Here is a 25,422-nt window from a genome sequence, read left to right on the forward strand (position 1 = left end):
CTCAGGTTTCGACGCGGCTCAACCGGCGCCGATCGGCGTCGACAGCGGCAGGTTCACGAAGCTCGGCCGGTTCGGGTCGAGCTGGATGTGCTGCGGCTTCAGGCCCGACTCGTTCAGCAGCGGGCGTAGCGGCAGACCGCGCGGGAAGTTCATCGCGAAGACGTCGACCCGCAGGCGATGGCCCGGCTTCACGATCGCCTCGGTGGGCAGCAGCCCGATGTCGATGCTGACCGGACGCCCCGGTGCCACCGGCTGCCGTGACGACAGTGTGAGGTCGTAGAACGGGTCGATCACGTCACCGTTCGGCGCGAATTGCGATGCCGCGCGGTCGTATCCACGAAGCGACGCCATCACCTGTCCCGACGAGATCACCTTCGACGTGCCGTCGGGCGCAACGTCGTTGAGGGTGGCCGTCCAGTAGCCGTCGGTGGCGTCGAGCACGGTGTTCAGCCGAATGTTGGAATACCCGGACACGCTGCGGGTCGTCGTGAGCGGGGGAGTGGTGAACGACAGTGCCGCGCGTTCGGAGATTCGGGCATCGTCGGCGCAGAACGGGAAGATCGCCAGCGCACCGGCCAGTTGCTGTGCCGCGTCGCGTGAACACATGGGTGCGAGCCCGGGTGCGATGGTCATGCGTGCTCGTGACTGGGGGGCCTTCGTCGTCAGGCTGCCGTCGCGGACCGCGTGTGCCGCGGTGCCGCTACGCCGGTCGCTCAGATAGAGGCGCTGACGCTCCATCCCGGCGCGCGGGAACTGCCGGGCGGTGATCCAGGAATCGCCCACCTGCTTGAGGTTCACCGGACCATAGGAGTCGATGCCGTTGTCGATTCCCTTGAGCCACTTGTCGAACCATGCCTTCTGCAGCACGTCGAGTCGCGGCGGCGTGCCGTCGCGTCCCTGTTGTCCGCCGCCGATGGTGAGGTGATAGCCGTCGCCCATGATCAGCTGCTTGCGGCCCGGCGGCAGCGGGATCTTGTTGTACATGCGGACTTCGGAGTTGGTGAAGAGGTCGAACCAGCCGCCGTAGATGAAGGTCGGCGTGGTGATGTTCTCGGCACGGTCGAGCCAGGCAGAACGCGGTTCGGAGTTGTTCTCCAGCAACGCCTTCAGCTCCGGCGGCACCGACGCGACGTCGGGCGTGAGCAGTGCTGCGAAGAGTTGCGGATAGAAGGTCAGCGGGTCGGAGATCCGGTCGGCCAGCCACTTCCAGTCGAAGGTGCCGTTGAGCATCGACGCCACGTTCGGGATCATCTTCGTGGTGTTGACCAGCGTCAGCCACAGCGGCAGGAAGCCGACACCCAACGCCCCACCCGGCGCCACGATGTCTCGGATGAGATCACCGCCCGGTTCGACCGGGAAGATCGCCTTCAGTGCCTTCGGGTTCTTGTTGGCGGCTTGGATCTGGTTGATCGCGGAGTAGGAGACACCGGACATGCCGACCTTGCCGTTGGACCACCGCTGCTTCGACGCCCAGTCGATGACCTCGACGGTGTCGCGCTGCTCGCGGTCCTGGAAGACGTCCCACTTGCCCTGGGAGAAGCCGGTTCCGCGCACGTCGACGACGACCTGTGTGTAGCCGCTGCGGACGAGGTCGAAGTCGACGAGGAATGTCTTGGCGCCCCCGTCGCGCAGGGTGTGCGCGATGTCGTTGATGCCGTCGATCGGGGTGCCGGACAGGTTGATGGACCGGGCGATCTGCAGCAGGAACGGCTCGAGCACCGGATGCTGCGTGACCGCGGAACCGACCGTGGTGATCAGCTTCGTGTACGGGGTCATGTTGACGATGACCGGCGTCTTCGTCGACGTCGGTCGTTCGCGGGCATCAGCAGGCCGGTAGACGTTGGCGCGTAGGACGGTCCCGTCACTCATCCTGATCGGCACGTCCCAGCTGACGTTCACGCCGGCATAGGGTTGCGGGCCGTCGTGGCCCGCGGCCCAGCGCGCGGCGGCGGCCCCACCCGTGGGTCCGCTCGGTGCGGCACCCGCGACCGCGGTCGGCGCGACCAGCGCCGCGACGAGTGCGATCACCCCCGCCAGCAGACGAACGCTTCTCGACGACCTGCCCATGCACACCCCCGCGTGTGATGCGCCGCGACGGCCCGAGCGTGGTCGCGGCGAAATCCGATCAAGCGATCACAACTTAGCATCGGGAGTGATGCGGGTCACGAGTCCTTTCGATACGCCCCTCCGCAAGCTCCGGGGCTACTCAAGGAGCGGGGGTCAGTTGAGGCTGAGGTCGATGGGATGCGTCGCGAGGAGCGGCAGCGGCCAGGGCTGCCGGCGGAGGATGTCGAACCAGACGTCGGTTGCGGGCGGGGCGAGCAGGTCGCGGGGGAGTGCCGAGGCGAGTATCCAGCTGAACTGGTCGAGCTCGTCGTCGAGCTGACCGATACCCCATCCGCTGTAGCCGGCGAAGATGCGCACACCTTCGAGCACCTCGGCGAGCGGTTCCGGGTCGGCGTCGAGATCGACGAGCACGACGCGGCCGTCGACCGGCCGCAGAGCGGGATGGTCCTCGACGTGGTGACCGTGCTTCATGACGCCCAGGCACAGTGCCGCGTCCTGCTTGACCGGACCGCCGACGTAGAGCGCGCGCGGGGACGCCGCGATGTCCGTCCACTGGGGCAGCAGATTGTGCACCGCGGTCTGGCTCATGCGGTTGAGGATGACGCCGAGACTGCCGGCCTCGTTGTGCTCGATGACATAGATGACCGTGCGCGCGAAGGTCGGCTCGATGAGATCGGTCGACGCGATGAGTGCGGTTCCGGGCCGGACGCGATGGGTGGGATCCGCATCCCACGGGACCCCTGGCATGCGGCCACCGCCACCGCTGCCCGCCGAAGGATCCCCGGAGCGGAATTCCGGTGTGGGATCGTCTGGGTCGTCACCGCCCGCCACTCAGCCATCATCGCACGTCCGTCGAGTCCCGGGCACGCCCCAGTCGACGGACCGGCAACCCGTCGGTGAGTACGCTTGAACAAGTGAACAGCACCGAGGTGAGCCGCCGCCGAGGCTGGTCGGTGTTCATCGATTCGCTCCGTCATTCACCAGGCCTGGGACGGTTGCTGTTCGTCCGTCTCTCCAGCCAAGTCACCGACGGGATCTTCCAGGCCGCACTCGTCGGAAGCATCCTCTTCAACCCCGAACGCCACGCGGATCCGCTCGCCGTCGCCGGGGGTCTCGCGGTGCTGTTGTTGCCGTATTCGCTCATCGGACCATTCGCGGGAGCACTGCTCGACCACTGGGATCGACGCAATGTGCTGCTGTACGCGAACCTGTTGCGCGGCGCGATCATCGGACTCGTCGCGATCGCGGTCGCCTCCGGGGCCCCCGATGTCGTGGTGCTGATCTCGGCGCTCGCCGCCACCGGCGCGAGCCGGTTCGTGGCCGCCGGCCTGTCCGCCGGACTCCCGCACGTCGCCCGGCGCGAGGTGATCGTGGCGACCAATGCGCTGTTCACCACCCTCGGTGGCGCGATGCTGAGCGTCGGGCTCGGGATCACACTGGGTCTGCGCGCGATCTTCGGCGACGACAATTCGGGCAGTGCGCTCACCATGCTGGCAGGCATCGCACTCGCCGTCGTGTCCGGCGGTCTGGCCCACCGATTCCGACCGCTGCAGCTGGGTCCCGACGTACCCGACGACCCGGGCAGGTCGGCGTTCCACGCGGTGTCGGTGGGTCTGTGGCACGGCGCCCGGGCGGTCGCGCACCACAAGACCGTTGCGGCCGCACTCACGGCCATCGGCGCCCATCGGCTCGTGTTCGGCATGAACACGCTCATGATCCTGGTGCTGACGCGGCAGATGGGACCCGGCGACGGGCTCGACCGTGTCAGCCTCGTCATCGGGTTCACCGGAGCCGGTGCCCTCCTCGCCGCGTTGGTCACCCCGATCGCGGTGGCCCGCGTCGGGCGGTACGTGACGCTGATGTGCGCGCTGGCCATCGGGGCGATCGCCGAGCTCACGGTCCTCGGGTTCCACTTCGCGGTGATCTGTGGGTCGGCGTTCGTGCTGGGGCTGATCGGTCAGGTCGCCAAGTTGTGCGGCGATGTCGCGATGCAGGTCGACGTCGGCGACGCGGTGCGAGGTCAGGTGTTCTCGGTGCAGGACGCGGTGTTCAACATCGCCTACGTCGGTGCAGTCACCGTGGCGGCCGTGGCGATCCCCGTCGACGGTCATGCCACCGTGCTCGTCGTCCTCGGTGTGACGCTGTACCTCGTGGGCATGGTGGCGGTACGTGCCCTGTACAACCGCGCCGAAGCGGTCGGCGAGCCGGCAGCCGGCCCGCAGGCCCTCACCGACCCCGCCGCGTGAACCGCGGATCGCGCTTGTCGTAGGCGGCGTCGGCGACCCCGTCCCCGTTCAGATCCACCACCACCGTGTCGGTCGTGCCGTCGTCGTCGGTGTCGACGTACAGGCTCTCGGCCATGAGCCGACCGCCCCTCTCCGCCCCCACCAGTTCGGCATCGGTGTCTCCGTCCGCGTCCAGGTCGAGTCTCCGGAGGCGTGATCCGTCGGGTTCACCCGGGGTGTGGTCCTCGGGCGCCGGGTCGTGGGGAGCACCAGCACCCAGGGCGTCACGGGCAACAGCCCGATCCCACAGACCCGCGCCGGAATCGCGGTAGAACGCGTCCGGCACGTCATCGTCATCGGTGTCGAGCGCGGCCGCGTCGGCGATGCCGTCGGCGTCGGTGTCCCACATCGCGTCGTCGCGCCGACCGTCACCGTCGAAATCGAGCCGCACCGCGTCGGGCCCGGCATCGCCGAGAGTGACGTCTGCAGGAGTGGACCAGCGCGTCGTCGAACCGTCGCCGGGCCCGAAGAGATACTCGATCACCGGGTCCATGCGTTCTTGGACGCAAGCACCACCCCGCCCGGTTCCATCGATCGCATGCCCCATCACACCCGGCGTGTGACCGAGACCGTCCGTACCCGGTAGGTTGAGGCCCTATGTACGTCAGCGACCTCGGCGAGCAATGGCATGCAGCGCGGCTGAAACCAGCCCTCGCGCATCTCGACTCCGCCTCCGCCGGCCGATCGTCGTACGCGGTGATCGGTGCGATGACCGCGCATCTGTGGCGTGAGACCGAGCGCGGTTCCTACGTCGCCGCCGACGATCGCGCCGAGGAAATCGCCCGCGACACACGCAATCTCGCCGCACTGCTCGGGCACACGGCGGACGAGATCATCTTCCGCGAGAGCGCCCGTGCAGCACTGCGCGCACTGCTCACCAACTGGAGTCTCCCCGTCACCTCGACGGTCTGGGTGGCCAAGAACGAGTTCGGCCCCAACCTCGAGGAGTTCGAGCGTCGAGGCTACGCCGTGCACACCATGCCCGACGGCGACGTGTACGGCCACATCGACACCGATGCGCTCGAGAACATGCTGCAGTTCGAGCAGCCCGACTTCATCCACGTCTGCCACATCGGGTCGATGTCCGGCGCGGTGCAGCCGGTCGCGCGGATCGTCGAACTCGCCCACCGAGCCGGCGTGCCCGTGGTCGTCGACATGGCCCAGTCGGTCGGTCACGTCCCCACCGTGACCGGCGCCGATGTCGTCTACGGCACCAGCCGCAAGTGGCTGACCGGCCCGCGCGGCGTCGGATTCGTCGCGGTACGCCGAGACTCGTTGCGGCCGGTCGAGATCGACGGATCAGATGCTTTCATCGCCGGCCGTCTCGGACTCGGGATCGCGGTCCGCGAACTCCTGGACATCGGACAACAACGGGTCTTTCGTGAGCTGGCGACGATCGGCAAGGCCACCCGCGAGCGGCTGCACGGCATCGCCAGCTGGGAGGTCCTCGAACCCCTCGACGAGCCGTCGGCGATCGTGACCCTGGCGCCGCCCCCCGGTTGGCAGTTCGACGACGTGGCCGCCGCGCGGGACAAGTTGCTCTCGCTCGGCATCCTGGTCACCGCGGCCGACGCCTGGCGTGCCCCGCTGGCAACCGAGACGCCCGTCCTCCGGCTGAGCCCACACCTCGACGTACAGCGAGAAGACCTCGACCGTCTCGCAGATGCGTTGCGCACCATGGGTTATTGACAGATCGATCAGCCTCTCAGGGATCCAGGACGGCCACGTGAAATCCGACGAAGACGGCGCTCCGCGCCGCAGCGACGACATGCCCGAACCGAGAGACGACCTCGGTGACGACGAAGATCCGCGTCGGGTGCGTTCCCGAACACGACTCGTCGACGCGGCGGTGTCGTTGCTGAAGAGCGGTGGAGTGGAAGCGGTGACCGTGAACGCCGTCAGCCGTGCGTCCAAGGTCGCGCGAACCACCCTGTACCGGCATTTCGGCACCACTGGTGATCTGCTCGCGGCGGCCTTCGACCGTCTGCTTCCCGACCCGATCGAACCCACGGAACTCACCGGCTCGTTACGTGAACAGCTCGTCGAACTGATGCACCAGAACGCCGCGCTCGCCGACAGCGCGCCGATGCACACGACCGTGCTGGCCTGGCTGGCCATCAGCACCGACTCGCCGGAGCACACCACCGATCGCGAACGCCGACTGGCCGAGTTGCGGGAGCGGGTCATCGCCCAGTATCGCGCACCACTCGACCATTTCCTCGACACCGACATCGCACAGGCCGAGCTCGGGGACGTTGACCACGACCTGGCTGTCCTGCAACTCGCCGGTCCGCTGGTCTTCGCCCGCCTTTCCGGGATATTGACCCTGACCGCAGCCGATCGTGAGCGGATCGTCGACGACTTCCTCGCAGCCCACCGAAAGTCCTGATTTCCCGCGCGTCGACCCCCTTCGCAAGTTTCGATACATCCTGTAGCGTTGCGATCCAGTATGTATCGGATCGGGGAGGTCGTCGTGGACGCTGTCAGCAAGACCGATCACGTGCCGCCCCCGGCCGGTGGCCGGCAGCCGAAACCGCAGGGACGTGGCGAGTACAGCCGGACCCTGGAACGGCTCGCTCGGTTCACACTGCGACACAAACTCGCCGTGGTCGGGGCGTGGATCGCGGCCGCGGCTGCGCTCGCGATCCTGTTCCCGCAGCTGGAAGCCGTCGTCCGAGAGCAGTCGCTCGATCCGCTACCCCGCGACGTCGCGTCCTTCCAGTCCCTGGACCGGATGGGGGAGGCCTTCGACGAGAAGGGCGCGACCAACTCTGTCTTCGTCACGATGGAGAACCCGGCAGGACTGTCCGAAACCGTCCGGGATCGCTACGAGACGATGGTCGACCGGCTACGTTCCGATTCCGAGCACGTGCTGTCGGTCCGTGACCTCGTCGGTGATCCCCGGACTGCGCGTCAGGCCACCAGCGCGGACGGGCAAGCGTGGTACCTGCCGGTCGGCGTCGCCGGAACAATCGGCGGCACCACCTCCACTCTGGCGATCGAAGCGGTTCGGGAGATCGCGCGGGAGGCGTTCGACGGCACCGGAACGTCGGTGCACGTCACCGGACCGCCCGCCACCTTCAGCGACCAGATCACCACCGCCGAAGCCGATCTGACCGTGATCACCCTGGCGACGATCGCGCTGATCGTGACGATCCTGCTGATCGTCTACCGCTCGGTGTTCACCGCGCTTCTCCCGCTCATCGTCGTCGGCATGAGCCTCGCGGTGGGCCGAGGACTGCTGTCGTGGTTCGGCCAGTCGGGTTTCCCGCTGTCCCAGTTCACCATTGCGTTCATGACGGCGATCCTGCTCGGCGCGGGTGTGGACTACTCGGTCTTCTTCATCAGCAGATTCCACGAAAGACTCCGACAGGGCATGGATCCCGACGACGCCATCGTCGACGCCGCCGCCTCGATCGGACGAGTCATCCTCGCCTCGGCGGCGACTGTCGCCCTGGCGTTCCTCGCGATGCTTCTCGCGAAGTTGAGTGCATTCGCGTCGGTCGGTCCCGCCTGCGCGGTCGCGGTCGTCGTGGGGTTCGCCGCAACGGTGACCTTGTTGCCACCTCTGCTGTCCACGGCAGCGCGCCGCGGCATCGGTCTGCCCCGCACCGAACTCACCAGGAAGTACTGGAACAGGGTGGGTGTGTTGGTGATTCGCAGACCGGTCCCCCTCTTCGCCGTCAGCATGGTCGCGCTCCTCGCGCTGAGCGCTGTGGCCGCGACCATGCAGGTCACCTACGACGACCGCGCCGGTCAGCCCGCCGAATCCGACAGCAACCTCGGCTACGCGTTGCTGGACAGCCACTTTCCGCGAGATACCGTGATCGCGGAGTTCCTCCTGATCCAGTCACCTCGGGACATGCGCACCGCACGCGGACTCGCCGACTTGGAGCAGATGGCGACGCGGGTCGCGCAGATGCCCGGGGTCACCAGAGTCGTCGGGATAACCCGACCGACCGGCTCCCGTCTCGAACAGGCCGAGTTGCCCTGGCAGAACGCTCGAATCGGCGACGAGGTGCAGAAGTCCGTCGATGCCGGCAATTCCCGACGTGGCCAGTTGGAGACCCTCGCAGGCGGGGCCGACCAACTTGCGGACGCTCTGGCACTCCTCGATCGGCAGATCAGCGAGGGCCTCGCACCACTCGCACCGTTGCTGACCCAGGTGCAATCCACGGGTTCGGCTCTGTCACAGTACGAACCGTTGTTGTCGGTGCTGGCAGACAACGCACCCGCGATCGACAACCTGATGCGTACGAGCAACTCGCTACGGTCGGCAGCGGAAAGCGTCGACAACGCGATCACCGCACTCGCGCCTGTGGTGCCCCAATTGGACATGCCCTGGTGCGACGCTGTGCCGACGTGTGTCCAGCTCCGCACCCGGGCAAGCGATCTGGTGCGCACACACCGCAGCGGGCTCTTCACCGACATGGCCCGGCTCGGCGACGATCTTCAGTCCGCAGACACCCCGGTATCTGAGGTCGTCGGCCGATTGCAGAGTGCGGCAAATTCATTGAACCAGACGGTGGGTTCGATCCCGGCCGACCTGTCCGGACAGCTGACACAGTTACAGAGCGGAGTACATCAGCTGGCCGAGGGGGCCGGACTCCTCGCCGACGGGGTTCGATCCCTGGTCGACTCGAATCTCGACATGCTCGGGGGCATGTCACAGCTCGCCACCCAGCTACGCGCAGCCTCACGAGACGTCGGCGGCACCGATTCGGCCGTCGGTTTCTACCTACCGCCGAACGCCTTCGACGACGACCGATTTGCCTATGCTGCACAGCAGTTCGTCTCTCCGGACGGCAAGACCGTCCGATTCATCGTGCAGACATCCAGCGATCCCTACTCGGCCGACGCGATGCGTCTCAGCGAGCGGATCCAGGGCGTCGCCGAAAGCGCGTTGCCCAACACCACTCTCGACGCCGCCGAGGTCTCCATGGCGGGCTTCCCCGCGATCAACTCCGACCTCCAGGAGTTGATGACCAGGGACTTCTGGGTACTGGCCCTTGCGACGCTCCTCATCGTCGGACTGATCCTGATGGCGCTACTCCGCGCGCTCGTGGCACCGCTCTACCTGTTGATGACCGTGGTACTCAACTACGCCGCAACACTCGGAGTGGGAGTCGTGTTCTTCCAGTACATCCTGGGCGAATCCATCCACTGGACGGTTCCCCTGCTGGCCTTCATCGTCCTCGTCGCCGTCGGCGCCGACTACAACATGCTCCTGGTCTCGCGATTGCGGGAGGAGTCGATCACGAGCACCAGGGTCAGTGTGCTGCGCACCATCGTCAAGACCGGTTCCGTGATCACCTCGGCCGGGATCATCTTCGCGGGCAGCATGTTCGGGCTCATGGCCGGGTCGGTGTCCACGCTGGTGCAGGCGGGCTTCATCATCGGAATGGGCCTCCTGCTGGACACGTTCGTCGTCCGGACAATCGTCGTCCCCCTCATCGCGGCGAAGCTCGGCACCGTGAACTGGTGGCCGAGAAGGCCCCACCAGTGCGCACCACACCGCCAACAGGCGACCTCGCCGGTCGGAGCGGCGCCGGCCGGCGATGTCAGGCGAGTGTGACGCCCACGATCGTCTCGATCTCGGGCCGGGCCAGGTCCGCGTCGCGCCGGACCAACCCGATCCGCGTCCGCCTGTGCAGGACGTCGTCGACGTCGACGGCCCCCTCGTGCGTGACCGCGAACTCGATCTCGGCGCGGGTGACGTCGATACCGGGCGCGACCGGCTCCAGCGGTCGGTCGACGGTGGCCGACTCGACGACCGTCGGCGCCTCGCCGCCGAAGCGCGCGACCAGCGACGGTGGGAGTCGCGACTCACGCGGGTCGCGCAGGGCTCCGACCAGCGCGGTCGTGGTGGTGACACACTCACCCGCGGTCAGTTCGGTGGTGGCCAGGGCGGCGTCGACCGCATCCTCGGCCATCCGGCGGTAGGTGGTGAGTTTGCCCCCGAGCACGGTCACCAGGCCGTCGCCGCGAACTCGGACGTGGTGCCGGCGGGAGACGTCCGCGAGGCCTTCCGATGCCACGCCATCGGCGGTCCCGCGCTCGTCGATGAGCGGCCGCAGACCGGCGAACACGCCGGTGATGTCGGAGCGATCGAGAGGCCGTGTCAGTGCCGGGTTGATCCCGTCGAGCAGGAAGTCGATCTCGGCGTCGTCCGGGGTGGGGACATCCGGGATCGGGCCCGGGGCAGCGACATCGGTGATTCCGATGTAGACGCGACCCAACTGGGCGGGCAAGGCGAAGACGTACCGGGACAACGAATTTCCCGCCGGTACGGTCAGCGCGGCGGTCGGGTTGCCCAAGGTCGCCGCGTCGACGACGAGATGTGTTCCGCGGCTGGGGTGCACGGCGATCGAGTCGTCGACCGATCCGGACCACACCCCGGCGGCGTTCACCACCATCCGTGCGCCGACGTCGAAGCTCTCCCCCGAGAAGAGATCGGTGAGCGTGGCACCCCGACCGTCGACCCGATCGGCTCGGGTGTGCGTGCAGATCAACGCGCCGTACGCGGCCGCGGTGCGCGCCACGGCGACGACGAGCCTCGCGTCGTCGATCAACTGGCCGTCGGTGGTCGACACACCGCCGCGGAGTCCGGCCGGCGACAGGGTCGGGCACCGCCCGAGGGTCTCCATGACCGACATCCGCGACGGCGGCGGCAACAGCGAGCTCGACGTTCCCGCAGTGCGGCGCAACAGATCTCCCGCACGCATACCGACGCGGAGAATCGAGGTCTGGCGCTCACCACGATCGGGAAGGATCTGCCGAAGCGGCGAGATCAGGTGTGGGGCAATCGACGTCATCAGATGGTGTCGCTCGACAGCACTCTCCCGAGCGATCCGCACGTCACCTTTCGCGAGGTACCGGAGTCCGCCGTGGACGAGTTTGCTGCTCCACCGCGAGGTGCCGGACGCGAGGTCGCCTTGCTCGACGAGGGCGACACGGAGACCACGGGTGGCGGCGTCGAGCGCGACACCGACACCGGTGATCCCGCCGCCGACGACGAGGAGGTCGACCGGTTCGGCGGTCGACGCCAGCGACTCGAGAGCCCGTCGGCGGGTTCGAACGGACAACGTGGCCATCAGAACGACACCCTCACGGCACCGGTCGCAGGTAGCCGACGACCACGCTGTGGAGTTCGGTACCCCATCCCTCGGCCAGGATGTCCGACACCAGCGCGCCCGACTGTAGGAAACTCTGCGCGATCAACAGCACCATCGACGCCATCCGCTTGGCGTCGCCGGCGCGTACCTGTTTGCGACCCTGACCGTGCGCGAGCATGTCCGCCAGCAGGGCCAGCATCCCTTGCTGACTGGTGCCGAGACGTTCGAACACATAGGGCGCCATGAAGTCGCGCTGTTCACGCCACAGCGACGAGATGAGTTCGCTGTCGCGCAACGCCCCGACCACCGTCACCACCTGGTCGGCCAGTGCGTCGAGGTCCTCGGGCTCACCGCGCTCGCCGACCACCTCGTCGACGATGGTGAGAACCTCGCGGGTGAGCAGATCACGGATGATCTCGGTGATGTCGGACCAGCGCCGGTAGACGGTGGGACGACTCACCCCTGCTCGGCGGGCGACCTCGGAGACGGTCACCTTGCGACCGCCATTACGCAGCAGGCAGACCCTGGCTGCGTCCAGAACGAGATCCCCGATCTCCTCGTTACGGATTGACATGATGTGTAACACTGTAACGGATCACTCAATCGGCGGGGGGCCGACCAGATGACCATCGAACACGCCACGATCGTGGCCAGCCCATACGCGCGGCACGGAACCGGCCTGCGCGTGGCCCATCACGCCGCCGATCTTCTGAGGGCTCAGGAGATCGAGGTCGAGGTCATCGTCGGTGAGGACATGGCCGACGCCGCCGACCTCGCCGGAAAGGCCGCCCGGGGCGACACCGACGTCCTGGCCGTCGCAGGCGGGGACGGCACGATCCGGCTCGCGGTGGAGGCCAGCATCGGCTCGGGCAAGCCCCTCGCCGTCATCCCCGCCGGCAGCGGCAACGACTTCGCCCGCAATCTCGGCATCCCGCTCGACACCGCCGAAGCCGTCAAGGTGATTCTCGGCGGCCACCGGGAGCCCGTCGACCTGGGCCGCGTCAGCTTCCCCGACGGCCGGACCGCGCTGTTCGCCACGGTCGCCGCCACCGGTTTCGACGCGGCGGTGACCGCACGCGCCATCGACATGCGCTGGCCCCGCGGCCAGGCGCGCTACACGATCGCCGCGCTGCTCGAACTCATCGCCCTGCGGTCCCGGCACTATCAGGTCCGTGTCGACGACGACACCGTCGAGGCCGACCTCATCTTCGCCGCCATCGGGAACACCACGTCGTACGGCGGCGGGATGCGGATCACCCCGACGGCATCGGTGTCCGACGGACTGCTCGACGTCACGCTTGCGAAGAACCCGCCGCGCCTGGCCCGACCGACGCTCGCCGGCGTCTTCCCGAAGGTGTTCACCGGCAAGCACGTCGATCACCCCCTGGTCCAGACGATGCGCGGCTCAGAGGTCGAGCTGTACTGCGATCCGCCCGCACTGGTGTCCGTCGACGGCGATCTCGTCGGCGAACTGCCCGCGGTGTTCGAGGCGGTCCCGCGCGCGATCGAGGTGCTCACGCCGGCGGCGCGGCATCACTCCGGGAGCTGACACCCTCTTCTCGCCGCGCCTACTTCTGTCCGCGGGACGCCCACCACTCCTGTAGAGCCTGCTCGGCCTCCTCGTGGCTCAGCGGCCCACGATCGAGGCGGAGTTCCTTCAGATGCCGCCAGGCCTGGCCGACGATCGGGCCGGGCGGCACGCCCAGCATCTCCATGATCGCGTTGCCGTCGAGGTCGGGACGAACCTTCTCGAGATCCTCCGCCGCCTTGAGCGCTGCGATCCGCTGTTCGAGGTTGTCGTAGTTCTGCTGCAGCCGGCGGGCGCGGCGCTTGTTCCGCGTGGTGCAGTCGGCTCGCACCAGCTTGTTGAGCCGGTCGAGCAGGGGACCGGCGTCGTTGACATAGCGCCGCACCGCGGAATCGGTCCAGGCACCGTCGCCGTATCCGTGGAACCGCAGGTGCAGGAACACCAGGTCCGCGACGTCGGCGACGACAGCCTTGGGATACTTCAGCGCTCTCATCCGCTTGCGCACCATCTTGGCTCCGACCACCTCGTGGTGATGGAAGCTCACCCCGCCGCCGGGTTCGTGGCGTCGAGTCGCGGGTTTGCCGATGTCGTGGAGCAGTGCCGCCCAGCGCAGGATCAGGTCGGGATCGCCCTCCTCGAGGTCGATCGCCTGCTTCAGGACGGTCAGCGAATGCTGGTAGACGTCCTTGTGCTGGTGGTGCTCGTCGATGGTGAGCTTCATCCCGGGGATCTCCGGCATCACCCGCTCCGCCAGGCCCGTATCGACCATCGCGTCGATCGCGTCGATCGGGAACTCACCGCAGATGAGCTTGTCCAGCTCGGCGCGGATACGTTCGGCGGTGATGCGGTCGATCTCTCCGTTCATCTCGGTGATGGCCTGCCACACGCGCGGCGCGAGCCGGAATCCGAGCTGGGAGATGAAGCGGACGGCACGCAGCATCCGCAGCGGATCGTCGCCGAAGGACTGCTCCGGTGTCGCCGGGGTGTCGATGACACCGGCCAGCAACGCGGTCATCCCGTCGAGCGGATCGCAGAAGTCCTCGGCGCCCCGGGCACCGATACGCACGGCCATCGCGTTGACGGTGAAGTCGCGGCGGACGAGATCGTCTTCGAGGGTCTCGCCGAAGGTGACCTCCGGATTGCGGCTGACCTGGTCGTACGTGTCGGCGCGGAATGTGGTGATCTCGATCTGGTGGTCGCCCTTGCGGACGCCGACCGTGCCGAACTCGATCCCGACATCCCAGAACGCGTCCGCCCACCCCTTGAGGAGACGGGACACCTGTTCGGGACGCGCGTCGGTGGTGAAGTCCAGATCGTTGCCGAGGCGGCCCAGCACGGCGTCGCGCACCGAGCCGCCGACCAGGTACAACTCGTGACCCGCCGACGCGAACAGCTCACCGAGAGGAGCCAGGACGTCGTCGAGCTCCCGGAGGGCTATCGCCGCCGCGGCCATCAGCCGCACCTTGCGGTCCGGATCCGACACCGTCGGCCGTACATCCGACGGAGAAGAGTCATTCACGGCTTGCCACCCTACCGTCGTCACCCGCGGCATCGACGCCGTGGAGGAGACCGGCCCACGGCCGGGTCGTGGTCACCTGTCGATATCCGTCGTACACCGTGTCCGTGGGTTCCGTGGCCGGGCGTCCACATCCTTCTCGCACTACGAGGCGTCCGGGCAAACTGCAGGTGACATGCCGCTAGCATCGTGGAGTGTCCACCGATTCCTCGACCAACCCTTCAGACGTCAGCGACGTCTCGTCGGGTTCGCGTGGGGACGGCACCGGACAGGCAGGTCAGAACCAATCCGGCCAGGGACGTCGTACCCGCCGTGGCCGGCGCCGTCGAGGACAGCGCAAGGGCGAGGGTCGCGGAACCGCGACTGCGCACAACAGCGGTGGTCACGCCGCCGCCGGACACAAGCAGTCCGGTTCCAAGCAGAGCGGGCCGACACCGAACGGCCACAAACCCGGCACCCACAAACAGCACAATCCGGCCACGCCACCGGCGCCGACGACCGGCCGGCCCACGCCGAACGATCTCGTGCGCGCCCGGACCGCCGATCCCGCATGCCCCGACCCCGTCGAGGCCGAGTCGGTGGAGAAGCTGCCCGTCGACCCCGACCGCGCACGTCCCCGGGTGACGCCACCCAAGCCCTCGGACATGGCCACGGTCACGGCGACCATCACCACCAAGGGCCTGACGCAGGCGACCGGAAAGAACGGCAAGGGTCGACGCCGCTCCGCGCGGGCCGATCGCACCGCCGACCGGACCGCCGATCGCACGAACACCGACAAGCTGCGGACCGTACGGGAGACCTCGGCCGGCGGACTCGTCATCTCCGATCTCGGGCGGCCCATCGACGACTTGTCCGCCGCACTGATCGGGCGGGTGGATCGTCGCGGCCGGATGATGTGGTCACTGCCCAAGGGGCACATCGAGACGGGCGAGACCGCCGAGCAGACCGCCATCCGGGAGGTCGAGGAGGAGACCGGGATCCAGGGCACGGTCGTCGCACCGCTCGGCAAGATCGACTACTGGTTCGTGAGCGAGGGTCGTCGCATCCACAAGACAGTGCACCACTACCTGCTGCGTTGTGTCGGTGGTGAATTGTCCGACGCCGACTACGAAGTCAGCGAGGTGGCGTGGGTGCCGTTGCACGAGTTGCCGCGTCGCCTCACGTACTCTGACGAGCGGCGACTCGCCCGGATGGCCCGCGGTGTGATCGCCGATCTCGCCGCCGACCCGACCCGGCTCGCCCAGTCCGAGGCCGACAGCATTCGCACCGAACCCAACGCCTATGAGAAAGCCGCCGCAGCGCGCAATCAGCGCCGCAACGAGCCCCCGCCTGCGGCTCGTCCCCGCCGGCGCCGACGCCGTCCCCGACGGCCCGCGGCCGGCGATGGTTGACCCGCGTCAGTTGCCTGCCCGGTCCGGTCCGTTCCCCCGACTCTCTCGCCGCGGACCCGAGCGACGTCACGATGGTCGCGGCGGGATCCTCCGACCCCGGCGGGTGCAGATCGTGACCGCGTTGGCAGCGGTGCTGGGGATCGTCGCACTGCTGTCCCTGCCGGGCGTCGCAGCACCGGCTTCCGCCGTGCCCGAGACGAATGCCACCGGGTCGGCCGGCGCCGCACAGCAGTCGACGCCGCGGTTCGCGCGCATCGTCATCGACTCGATGACCCCGTCGATCATCACCACCACCAGCCGTCCGGTGGTGACGGTGAGTGGTCGCGTCGACAACATCGGCGACCGCTCGATCAGCAACCTGTCCATCCGACTCGAGCGCGGTGATGCGGTCGCCGCTGCGTCGGGACTGCGCACCGAGCTCGCCGATGACGACCCCGCGGTCGCCGTCGCGGGCCCGTTCGAGGCGCTCAGCGAGTCCCTCGCACCGGGGGAGAGCGTCGGCTTCCGGATGTCCATGGCGCTGTCCGCCGGCTCCGGGCCGGACGGCCGGGGACTCGGGATCTCCGAGACCGGGGTCTACCCGATGCAGGTCAACGTGAACGGCACCCCCGACTACGGCAACGCGGCGCAGGTCGCGGGATCGCGGATGCTGCTGCCGGTCCTCTCGTTGCCGCCCGACGAGATCCGCGCCCGCGACTACGTCGACCCGACGACCGACGACACGGGATCGCCGGCCGTCCCCGGCCTGGGACCCGACGGTTCCATCTCCGCCGACCTCGCCAGACCGGCCCGGATGACCCTGCTCTGGCCGTTGGCCGCACCGCCACAGCTCGCCCCCGGAGTCCTCGGCGGCAACACCGAACCCGTCCGTCTCATCAACGAGGACATGGCCCGCTCCCTCGACACCGGTGGGCGACTGAACGAGCTGCTCACGGCACTCCAGAAGGTGGTCGGGGAACCACCGCGGGAGGAGTCCGGCCCGCCCTCGTCCGAGCCCGCCGCCGCGGATTCGTCGGAACCGACGCCCGCTGCGATGCCCGGTTCGGAGAAGCTCGCCGACAGCATGTGCCTGGCCATCGACCCCGACCTCCTGGTGACCGTCCGCGCCATGTCCCTGGGCTACGAGGTGTCGACCAACCCCGCCGACCCGACCTCGGCCACCCGCCGGGGCAACGGTTCCGACGTCGCTCAACGCTGGCTCGATGCGTTGCGCTGGACCGCGAGCCGGATGTGCGTGGTGGCCCTGCCGTTCGCCCAGGCCGATCTCACCTCGCTCAGCCGGATCGGCATCCCGGGACTCACCGAGGCCGCACTGCGTGGTCCCGCCGACATCGTCGACGTGATCCTGGACGTCCGGAGCGTGCGTGGACTGTCGGTGCCCGCTCTCGGCGCGATCGACGACGCCGGTGCCGACGCCCTCGCGCAGGCCGGGATGACGTCGACCGCCTTGGCGTCGAACTCCGTCGTCCCGACCGGCCGCCGCGACGACACCGGTCGGTACCGCGTCGGACGCCTCACCGCTCAGACCTTCGACGCACCGATCACGGCCTCGCTCGCCGCGATCGGCACCGCGCCGCGCACGCCGGCCCTCACACCCGATTCACAGCAGGTGGACCTCACCGACGAATCGGTCGGTAGCCGGCGCCAGAGTGCTCTCGCCGCACTGGCCTATCCGGCGATCGCGGCGCCGGAACCGGATTCGGGAGAGGACGGTTCCACGCCCCGCAATCCGGTGGTGGGCCGATCAGCGTTCCTCGTCCCGCCGACCTACTGGTCCCCGACGGTCGCCGATTCGGATGCGTTGTTCGCGACCGCCCGCCTGCTGCTCGAGTCGGGTGCCGCGACCCCGACACCGTTGCCGACCCTCGTCCAGGAACTCGGCGCCACGACCGCCACCGGCCGCCTGACGAACCCGCCGGGTGTGGGACCGGTGGGCCGCCTCGGATCCGTGCTCACCACGCAGGCCACCGCCGCCATCCGGCGCAACGTCGAGGACAGCTGGCAGTTCGAGGGCGCGCTGGTCCGGTCGGCGGATGTCGCGGCGACCCCGGAGCGGTACATGTCGCCCCTGCGTGAGGACCAGTTGCGCGCCATCAGGTCCCCCGACGCCGAGGGATCCGCCGTCTACACGCATCTGCGCCGGCTCCAGGAGGAGCGCGTCGACGCTGTCGCGTCGACCCTGCACCGGCTCGGTCAGTCGGTGACGATCCTCGACCCCGGCGGCCGCTACACGCTGGCCTCCGAACGCAGCCCCGTTCTGCTGGCCGTCCGCAACGACCTCGCCCTGCCGGTCCGTGCCCGCCTGACCACGTCGGCACCCGAAGGTGTGGAGATCGGCGATCTCGGGGTGATCGAGATCCCGGCCCGCGGAACACGCCAGATCCAGCTCCCCACACGTGGTGAGACGTCCGAGGCGATCACCATCGACATCCGACTGGCCACGGTGACCGGGGTGCCACTCGGCCAGCCGATCACCCTCCAGGTGCACACCAACGCCTACGGCAAGCCGTTGTTCTACATCACGATCGTCGCGGGCGTGGCGCTCGTGCTGCTGACCGCCCGCAGGTTGTGGCACCGATTCCGCGGTCAGCCCGACCCCGCCGACGCCGACCGTCCCGAACCCGACGAACTCGAGCGAATGCTGGCGGGAAGCGGGTATCAGGAGCGACGCCGTACCCTGCAAGGCGAGGGTCGGCCGCCCGGCGAGGAGCCGGAAGACCACCCGCACGACCCCTGATCGAGCACAACCCGAGGACGGCGAAACAGTACGTGAACTGGAACGATGAGCCGCGCGAACCGCGGCCGGGGACACCCGGTGCGGTGCCTCCCCAGCGTCCGGAACGCGCCGCTCCCCGCCGGATTCCGCCCGGCTCCGGGCCCGTACCGCCGCCGCCCCGTCCCGGCCGACCGGCGCCGCCACCGCACCACCCCGGTGCCCGGCACGTCCCTGGCCCCGTACCCGGTGGTGTCCGCGTCGACGCCCCGCCGGCGGCTCGTCCCGGTCGGCTCGATGCCGCCGGATACCGCGAACGACACAGTGGTGAGACGGACGCTGTCCACACCGGCTCGTCGAAGAAGGTGACCGCCGGCGACGACGGGGCGTCGTCGACCGGTCTGGCACGTGACTCCGACTCGAGCATCCTGCGGACAAGTGGCTCGATCGCGATCGCCACCCTCTTCAGTCGCATCACCGGCTTCCTGCGGACCGTGCTGATCCTGGCCATGCTGGGATCGGGCATCGCCTCGGCGTTCCAGGCCGCCGACGTGCTGCCGAACATGATCGCCGAGGTCGTGCTGGGCGCGGTGCTGACGGCCATCGTCATCCCGCTGCTCGCCCGCGCCGAGGCCGAGGATCCCGACGGGGGCCAGGGGTTCATCAACCGGATCTTCACGATCACGGTCGTCGTCCTCGGAACCGCGACCGTGCTCGCGGTCATCGCCGCGCCGCTGCTGACCTACCTCAACCTCGGTGACGGGCAGGTCAACCGGGATCTGTCCACACATCTCGCGTACCTGCTGTTACCGGAGATCCTGTTCTACGGTCTCTCGGCTCTGTTCATCGCGATCCTCAACCTACGCGGCCTGTTCAAACCCGGTGCGTGGGCGCCGGTGCTGAACAACGTCGTCCAGATCACGACGCTCGTCCTGTACGCCCTCGTACCGGGGGAGATCACGCTCAACCCGGTCCGGATGAGCGATCCGCAGCTGCTCGTCCTCGGCATCGGCTGCACCCTCGGCGTCGTACTCCAGGCGATGATCCTGGTGCCGTTCCTGCGCAAGGCGGGGGTGCACCTGCGACTGGAGTGGGGCATCGACGCGCGTCTGCGCCAGTTCGGCAACATGGCCGTGGCGATCGTCGCCTACGTCGCGCTGCTGCAGGTCGGTTTGATCGCGACCTACCGGATCGCCGCCTCCGCGCAGGCCTCGGGCGTCAGCATCTACTTCACCCACTGGCAGTTGCTGCAGCTGCCCTACGGCGTTCTCGGCGTGACCATCCTGACCGCGATCATGCCGCGACTGTCGCGCAACGCGGCCGCCGACGACACGAAGGCCGTGGTCGACGACCTGTCGCTGGCCACCAGGCTGACGATGGTCGCGCTGGTGCCCGTCGTGTCGTTCATGACCTTCTTCGGGCCGGCGATCGCGATCGCCGTGTTCAACTTCGGCCGGTTCGACGCCTCCGACGCCGCCCAGCTGGGTTCGGTGCTCGCCTGGGGCGCGTTCACGCTGATCCCGTACTCGATGACGCTCGTCCAGCTGCGCGTGTTCTATGCCCGCGAGGACGCCTGGACCCCGACGTTCATCGCCCTGGGCATCACGGTCGTCAAGGTGACGTCGTCGTACCTGGGTCCCGTCCTGTTCGACGACCCGTCGAACGTCGTGCGGTGGCTGGCCCTCTCCAACGGTCTCGGCTACCTCGTCGGCGCGGTCGTCGGACATTTCCTGCTGCGCAGCCGTCTGCACGGCGCCCGGCTGTCGAACGTCGCCCGCACCACGCTGGTCACCATCGCGGTCTCACTGAGCGTCTCGGCGGCGGTCTGGGCGATCGCGAGGATCTCCGGTCTCGACCACATGATCGGCTGGTTCGGCAAGGTCGGCTCGGTCCTGTACCTCATCCTGACCGCAGGTGTGGTGCTGACGGTCACCTACGCCGGCCTCGCCGCCGCGCGGGTGCCCGACGTGGTCGCCATCAGCAACGCGGTACGCCGTCTCCTCGGTCGGTTCATTCCGGCGCTCGCACCGCCGGCGGAGCCCGAACGTGAACAGTCCCCGGCGATCACAGTTCAGTTTCCGCGCGTCTCCGGAGACGAATCGCTCCCGTACTCTGGTCAGGTACAGGTGCTACGCCGCTTCGACAGGGGTACCGCGACGTGGCAGTCGTACTCCGTACATTCCGGTGGCGCGATCGGCGCGGGCCGGGGTGTGCATCCCATCCCAGAGCGTGCACCGGTTCCGCGCGACATCAGATACCGGAGGAAAGGAGTCCGTCGCGTGAGTGACAGCGAGATCGACACAAGTGTGCCCACCGGGTCGCCCGTCGAATCCGGCCCCGGCGAACCGCAGGCTCCGCACGCGCCCACTCACGCCAAGTCTCCCGGCGCCCAGACTCCCGACGCGGCCGGTGCCGCCGCACCGGGCGGTTCCGCCCGTCCGCGCGGTCCACGACTCATCCCGGGCGCCGCGGTCGCCGGCGGTCGCTACCGCCTGCTCGAACAGCACGGCGGCACCCGCGGCCTGCAGTTCTGGCGCGCCCAGGACATCAACCTCGACCGAGAGGTCGCGTTGACCTTCGTCGACGCCGACCAACTCGCACCACCGCTCGAACGCGGCCAGGCCGTCAAGACGACCGACCAGGGACCTCAGGCCGTCCTCTCACGCACCCTCCGGCTCGGACAGATCACCTCCGACGGGGTGGCGCGAGTCCTCGACGTGGTGCGCGGATCCTCCGGCGGGATCGTCGTCGCCGAGTGGGTGCCCGGATCGTCGCTGGCCGACGTCGCCCGGACGCAACCATCGCCGATCGGCGCGGCGCGAGCCGTGCGTTCGCTGGCGGCCGCCGCCGAGATCGCTCATCGTTCCGGGGGTGCGCTGTCGATCGACCACCCCGATCGCATCCGTATCAGCCACGACGGCAACGCGGTTCTCGCTTTCCCGGGCACGCTCGCCGGGGACGACAAGGCCTCCGACGTCCGCGGCCTCGGTGCGGTGCTGTACGCACTGCTGCTGAACCGGTGGACACTCGATCCCGACAACGGGTCACGTCTGGTCACCACCGACGACGTCACCGAACCGATCGGCGGTATCCCGGTGGCCGCGCCGGGCGAGAACGGTCAGCCGCTGGAACCGCGGGCGGCCAAGCCCGACATCCCGTTCGAGATCTCGGCGGTCGCGGCGCGCGCGCTCGACGGAACCCGCGGGATCCGGACGGCTGCGACGGTCCAGCACGTCCTCGACCAGGCCACCGTCGTAGACCTCAACACCGACATGCTCCCCGCGATCACCGATGCCGACGCCCCGCCGCCGGTCACGGTCACCTCACGTGTCGGCGGCACCGAGCACAAGCCGGGGAGAAAGAACCTCGCGCTGCTCGTCGGTGCGGGACTCCTCGCGATCTTCGTGGTCATCGCGCTGATCGTGGGGGCCACCAACGTCTTCGGAAGTGGTGACGGCTCGAGCGACATCGATTCGATCCTGACCACGACGGAGCCGGCGACGCCGGGTGAGCAGACGCCGGGCGCAAAGGCGCCCACCGAGGCCCCGCCCGCCCAGGACATCCCGTTGCAGTCGGTGTCCGTGACCGACTTCTCGTCACAGCCGCCGGACAACTCGGCCAACGTCGGCAACGTCATCACCGGCGCCGCGCCGCCATGGGAGACCGACAACTATCGGGGGCGACCCGACTTCGGCGGTCTGAAGCAGGGCCTGGGCCTGATGTTCGACCTCGGCAGTGACCGGGCCGTGAAGTCGGTGACCATCGAGTCCCCGACCCCGGGTTTCGACGTGGAGGTCCGCACCTCGCCGAACGCGAAGCCCGCATTCGCCCGGACCACGCCGGTCGCCGCGGGGCGCGTCGCCCAGAACCCGACGACGATCGAGATCGCGTCTCCGCAGGCCAGCCGCTACGTGATGGTCTGGATCACCACCCTTCCCAGTGCGGCCGGCGGCTATCAGGCCGAGATCAGCCGCGTCACGATGGCGGGCTGACCGACTCGTTCGCGGCCGACCAGCATCCAGGAGCTCGCGACATCTCGTGACGGTGTACTGCGGGAAGGTCTACTGTGAGCGGTCGTGACTGCCCTTTTCCGTGTACGCCCCTGGGTGATTGTTCGGCGTACCGCGGCTCGCGCAGTGTTGACCCCGACTCGCGTGGTTGCGTTGGGATTCGCGGCCGCCATCGCGGCGGGGACGATGCTGTTGATGCTGCCTGTCGCCACGGATACCGGAGCAGGTGCGAGCCTGGTAGACGCGTTGTTCACCTCTACATCGGCGACGTGCCTGACAGGACTCATCGTCACCGACACACCGGTGTACTGGTCCGGGTTCGGGCAAGGCGTGATCCTCGCGCTGATCCAAATCGGCGGTCTGGGAATCATGACGATGGCCTCCTTGGTCGGGTTGTTACTGGCGAACCGGATCGGCCTCAAAGCCAGACTCAACACCGCCGCCGAGGTTCGCGCATCGGGGCTGGGCGACGTTCGCTCCGTGGTCATCGGGGTGGTACGGGTCAGCCTCTTGTTCGAGGCGGTCATCGCTGCGGCGCTGACGGCCCGGTTCGCCCTCGGCTACGACCAAACCCCTCTACGCGCACTGTGGCTTGGTGTGTTCCACTCGATCTCAGCGTTCAACAACGCCGGGTTCGCTCTGTACAGCGACAACATGATCGGTTTCGCTGAGGACCCGTGGATCTGTCTGCCGCTGATGATCGCGGTCATCGCCGGCGGATTGGGATTCCCCGTCCTGTTCGAGATCGGACGCCGAGTCCGCAAGAACCGCTCAAGCTACGACTCACGCAGGTGGAGCCTGCACACCCGCCTGACCATCGTGATGACCGCGATCCTACTGGCGGCCGGCTTCGGATCGGTGCTGGCATTGGAGTGGTTCGGCACCTTGCAGCACCACGGCCTCGGTTCGAAGTTGCTCATCGCTGCTTTCCAGGGAGTGATGCCACGCACTGCCGGTTTCAACAGCGTGGACTATGCGCAGATGGACGACGCGACCCTGTTGATCACAGATGTGCTGATGTTCATCGGCGGCGGCAGTGGCGGCACCGCAGGCGGAATCAAGGTGACCACCTTCGCGGTGCTGCTCGTCGTCATCATCGCCGAAGTCCGAGGAGAGAAATCAGTAACGGTGTTCGACCGACGTATCGATCCGCGCCTTCAGCGTCAGGCCCTCACGGTCGCAGCCATCGGCATCGCCCTCGTGGTCGTACCGACCGTGCTGCTTCTTGCCGGTACCACCTTCGACCTCAACGCCTTACTGTTCGAGGTCACTTCGGCCTTCGCGACCGTCGGACTGTCGACCGGGATCACCGCCGCACTTCCGCACTGGGGACAACTGTTGCTGATCGTGCTGATGTATCTCGGCCGCATCGGACCCATCACCCTCGTAAGTGCTCTCGCAGCGCGCCAGCGAAGTCGGCGCTACGAACTACCCACAGAAAGGCCCTTCATTGGCTAGGCAAACACCCTCCGACGTCGTGGTCGTACTCGGACTCGGACGCTTCGGCAAGTCGCTGGCCCTCGAACTGATGAACCAAGGCACTGAGGTACTCGGCCTCGACGCCAGCGAGTCGGTGGTGCAAAAGCTCGCACACCGCCTCACCCACGCCGCCGTGGTCGACACCACCGACGAGGAATCGTTACGGCAACTCTCCGTCGACGAATACGACCGCGCCGTCGTCGGGATCGGCTCCGACCTCGAAGCGAGCCTGCTCACCGCTTCCGCACTGATCAATCTGAACGTCCCCAACATCTGGGCCAAAGCGATCAGCCACTCCCACGCCAAGATCCTCACCCAGATCGGGGTCCACCATGTGGTGCGGCCCGAACACGACATGGGTAAAAGGGTCGCCCACGTTGTCCGTGGTCGCATGATCGACTACATCGAATTCGACGACGAGTTCGCGATGGTGAAACCCTCCCCGCCATCCTTCACTCTCGGCCGCCCGCTCGCCGAAACCACCATCCGTTCGAAGTTCGGTGTCACCGTGGTCGCAATCAAACGCCCCGGCGAAGGATTCACCTACGCCACCGCCGACACCATTCTCTCCCCCGGTGACACCATCATCGTCTCTGGAAAGGTCCGCGATGCCGAACGATTCGCGGAACAGACCTGAAATGCCTGTGAGCGACAGAGACCCAGACCCTCTCCGCCGGCGGCCACGGCGCCGAACGCCGCGACCAGTCCGTCTGGGGAACCTCAGCAAACGCCCCGATCACCTGCGTTGATGTCGACCCATTTCACGTTGATTCTCGGCTTGAGGATGATCCGCAGCGAGCCCTGGCCCGCCGCCGGTCGGTCCGTCCGCGCATGCTGATGTCATCGCCCTCGGCAGCAGTGAGACGTGGTCAGGTCGGGCGCTCCGACACCGCCGGTTCGGGATCGTGTCCGCTGATGCTCGGCGCCCACCCGGGCGGGCCGAAGATGTAGCCGACGCGGGCACGCCAGCTCGTCGTCGACTTCACATCGCGGGCGATCGAGGCATACTCGTGCGTCTCGAGCGTCCAGATGTTGTAGGTGTCCACCGGTTTGGTGAGTCCGTAGCGCGGGCGGCGTACCTCCGGCGTGAAGGACCCGAACATCCGGTCCCAGATGATGAAGACGCCGCCGTAGTTGCGGTCGAGGTACTCGGGATCCCGTCCGTGATGCACCCGGTGATGCGACGGGGTGTTGAACACGTACTCGAACGGCGCCCACATCCTGTCGATGTGCTCGGTGTGGATCCAGAACTCGTAGATGAGGTTCAGCGAGTACGCGAAGAACACCAGGGCCGGTGGCACGCCGAGCAGTGGTGACG

General features: G+C 68.0%; 17 protein-coding genes. 10 read left to right on the forward strand and 7 right to left on the reverse strand.

Annotated features, from left to right (window positions below):
* Positions 1-18 precede the first annotated feature (18 nt).
* Positions 19-2,067, reverse strand: a complete 2,049-nt coding sequence (locus GOAMI_RS21295; RefSeq protein WP_006438692.1) for a CocE/NonD family hydrolase — start codon at positions 2,065-2,067, stop codon at positions 19-21.
* Between the two features lie 153 nt (positions 2,068-2,220).
* Positions 2,221-2,898, reverse strand: coding sequence for a YqgE/AlgH family protein (locus tag GOAMI_RS21300; protein WP_040005082.1), 678 nt, complete (start codon positions 2,896-2,898; stop codon positions 2,221-2,223).
* An 83-nt stretch (positions 2,899-2,981) separates the two neighbouring features.
* Here GOAMI_RS21300 and GOAMI_RS21305 point away from each other — a divergent pair, with 83 nt between their 5' ends.
* Positions 2,982-4,313: an MFS transporter gene (locus tag GOAMI_RS21305; protein ID WP_040005083.1), complete on the forward strand. Its 1,332-nt coding sequence runs from the start codon at positions 2,982-2,984 to the stop codon at positions 4,311-4,313.
* Here GOAMI_RS21305 and GOAMI_RS21310 read toward each other — a convergent pair.
* Positions 4,294-4,845 (reverse strand): hypothetical protein, encoded by a 552-nt coding sequence (locus tag GOAMI_RS21310; protein ID WP_006438695.1) that lies wholly within the window; start codon positions 4,843-4,845, stop codon positions 4,294-4,296. The genes GOAMI_RS21305 and GOAMI_RS21310 overlap by 20 nt on opposite strands.
* A 104-nt stretch (positions 4,846-4,949) precedes the next feature.
* Here GOAMI_RS21310 and GOAMI_RS21315 point away from each other — a divergent pair, with 104 nt between their 5' ends.
* Genes GOAMI_RS21315 through GOAMI_RS21325 form a run of 3 tightly spaced genes read left to right on the forward strand, consistent with a single transcriptional unit; the run spans position 4,950 to position 9,927 of the window.
* Positions 4,950-6,041 (forward strand): aminotransferase class V-fold PLP-dependent enzyme, encoded by a 1,092-nt coding sequence (locus tag GOAMI_RS21315; RefSeq protein ID WP_006438696.1) that lies wholly within the window; start codon positions 4,950-4,952, stop codon positions 6,039-6,041.
* Positions 6,042-6,078: 37 nt separating this feature from the next.
* Positions 6,079-6,741, forward strand: a complete 663-nt coding sequence (locus GOAMI_RS21320; protein WP_006438697.1) for a TetR/AcrR family transcriptional regulator — start codon at positions 6,079-6,081, stop codon at positions 6,739-6,741.
* Between the two features lie 60 nt (positions 6,742-6,801).
* A complete protein-coding gene (locus GOAMI_RS21325; RefSeq protein ID WP_006438698.1) occupies positions 6,802-9,927 on the forward strand; it encodes an MMPL/RND family transporter in 3,126 nt (1,041 codons plus the stop codon).
* On the opposite strand, the gene GOAMI_RS21330 is transcribed toward GOAMI_RS21325, so the two are convergent.
* Together GOAMI_RS21330 and GOAMI_RS21335 are read right to left on the reverse strand one after the other, a co-directional pair.
* Positions 9,914-11,446, reverse strand: coding sequence for a glycerol-3-phosphate dehydrogenase/oxidase (locus GOAMI_RS21330; protein WP_006438699.1), 1,533 nt, complete (start codon positions 11,444-11,446; stop codon positions 9,914-9,916). The genes GOAMI_RS21325 and GOAMI_RS21330 overlap by 14 nt on opposite strands.
* Before the next feature lie 13 nt (positions 11,447-11,459).
* Positions 11,460-12,041, reverse strand: a complete 582-nt coding sequence (locus GOAMI_RS21335; protein ID WP_040005084.1) for a TetR/AcrR family transcriptional regulator — start codon at positions 12,039-12,041, stop codon at positions 11,460-11,462.
* Positions 12,042-12,089: 48 nt separating this feature from the next.
* Between GOAMI_RS21335 and GOAMI_RS21340 the strand changes: the two genes are divergently transcribed.
* The gene (locus tag GOAMI_RS21340; RefSeq protein WP_006438701.1) at positions 12,090-13,016 is read left to right on the forward strand and encodes a diacylglycerol/lipid kinase family protein; all 927 of its coding nucleotides are present in this window, start codon (positions 12,090-12,092) and stop codon (positions 13,014-13,016) included.
* Between the two features lie 19 nt (positions 13,017-13,035).
* Here GOAMI_RS21340 and GOAMI_RS21345 read toward each other — a convergent pair whose 3' ends face one another.
* Positions 13,036-14,478, reverse strand: coding sequence for a CCA tRNA nucleotidyltransferase (locus tag GOAMI_RS21345; RefSeq protein WP_006438702.1), 1,443 nt, complete (start codon positions 14,476-14,478; stop codon positions 13,036-13,038).
* Between the two features lie 227 nt (positions 14,479-14,705).
* On the opposite strand from GOAMI_RS21345, the gene GOAMI_RS21350 reads away from it, so the two are divergent.
* From GOAMI_RS21350 to GOAMI_RS21370, 5 genes are all read left to right on the forward strand, one after another.
* A complete protein-coding gene (locus GOAMI_RS21350; RefSeq protein WP_040005086.1) occupies positions 14,706-15,902 on the forward strand; it encodes an NUDIX hydrolase in 1,197 nt (398 codons plus the stop codon).
* Positions 15,903-16,005: 103 nt separating this feature from the next.
* Positions 16,006-18,639 carry a DUF6049 family protein gene (locus tag GOAMI_RS21355; RefSeq protein WP_006438704.1) on the forward strand — a complete coding sequence of 878 codons (2,634 nt, stop codon included), beginning with the start codon at positions 16,006-16,008 and terminating at the stop codon, positions 18,637-18,639.
* A gap of 341 nt (positions 18,640-18,980) precedes the next feature.
* On the forward strand, positions 18,981-22,607 hold the full coding sequence (locus GOAMI_RS21360; RefSeq protein ID WP_006438706.1) for a murein biosynthesis integral membrane protein MurJ: 3,627 nt from the start codon (positions 18,981-18,983) through the stop codon (positions 22,605-22,607).
* A gap of 204 nt (positions 22,608-22,811) precedes the next feature.
* Positions 22,812-24,083, forward strand: a complete 1,272-nt coding sequence (locus GOAMI_RS21365; RefSeq protein WP_243829140.1) for a TrkH family potassium uptake protein — start codon at positions 22,812-22,814, stop codon at positions 24,081-24,083.
* Between the two features lie 19 nt (positions 24,084-24,102).
* Positions 24,103-24,741 carry a potassium channel family protein gene (locus GOAMI_RS21370; protein WP_040005088.1) on the forward strand — a complete coding sequence of 213 codons (639 nt, stop codon included), beginning with the start codon at positions 24,103-24,105 and terminating at the stop codon, positions 24,739-24,741.
* A gap of 232 nt (positions 24,742-24,973) precedes the next feature.
* On the opposite strand, the gene GOAMI_RS21375 is transcribed toward GOAMI_RS21370, so the two are convergent.
* A partial coding sequence (locus GOAMI_RS21375) for a sterol desaturase family protein (RefSeq protein WP_006438709.1) occupies positions 24,974-25,422 on the reverse strand: 449 nt, incomplete at its 5' end.

Origin of the sequence: Gordonia amicalis NBRC 100051 = JCM 11271 (assembly GCF_000332995.1) — a bacterium.
Classification (GTDB): Bacteria; Actinomycetota; Actinomycetes; order Mycobacteriales; family Mycobacteriaceae; genus Gordonia; species Gordonia amicalis.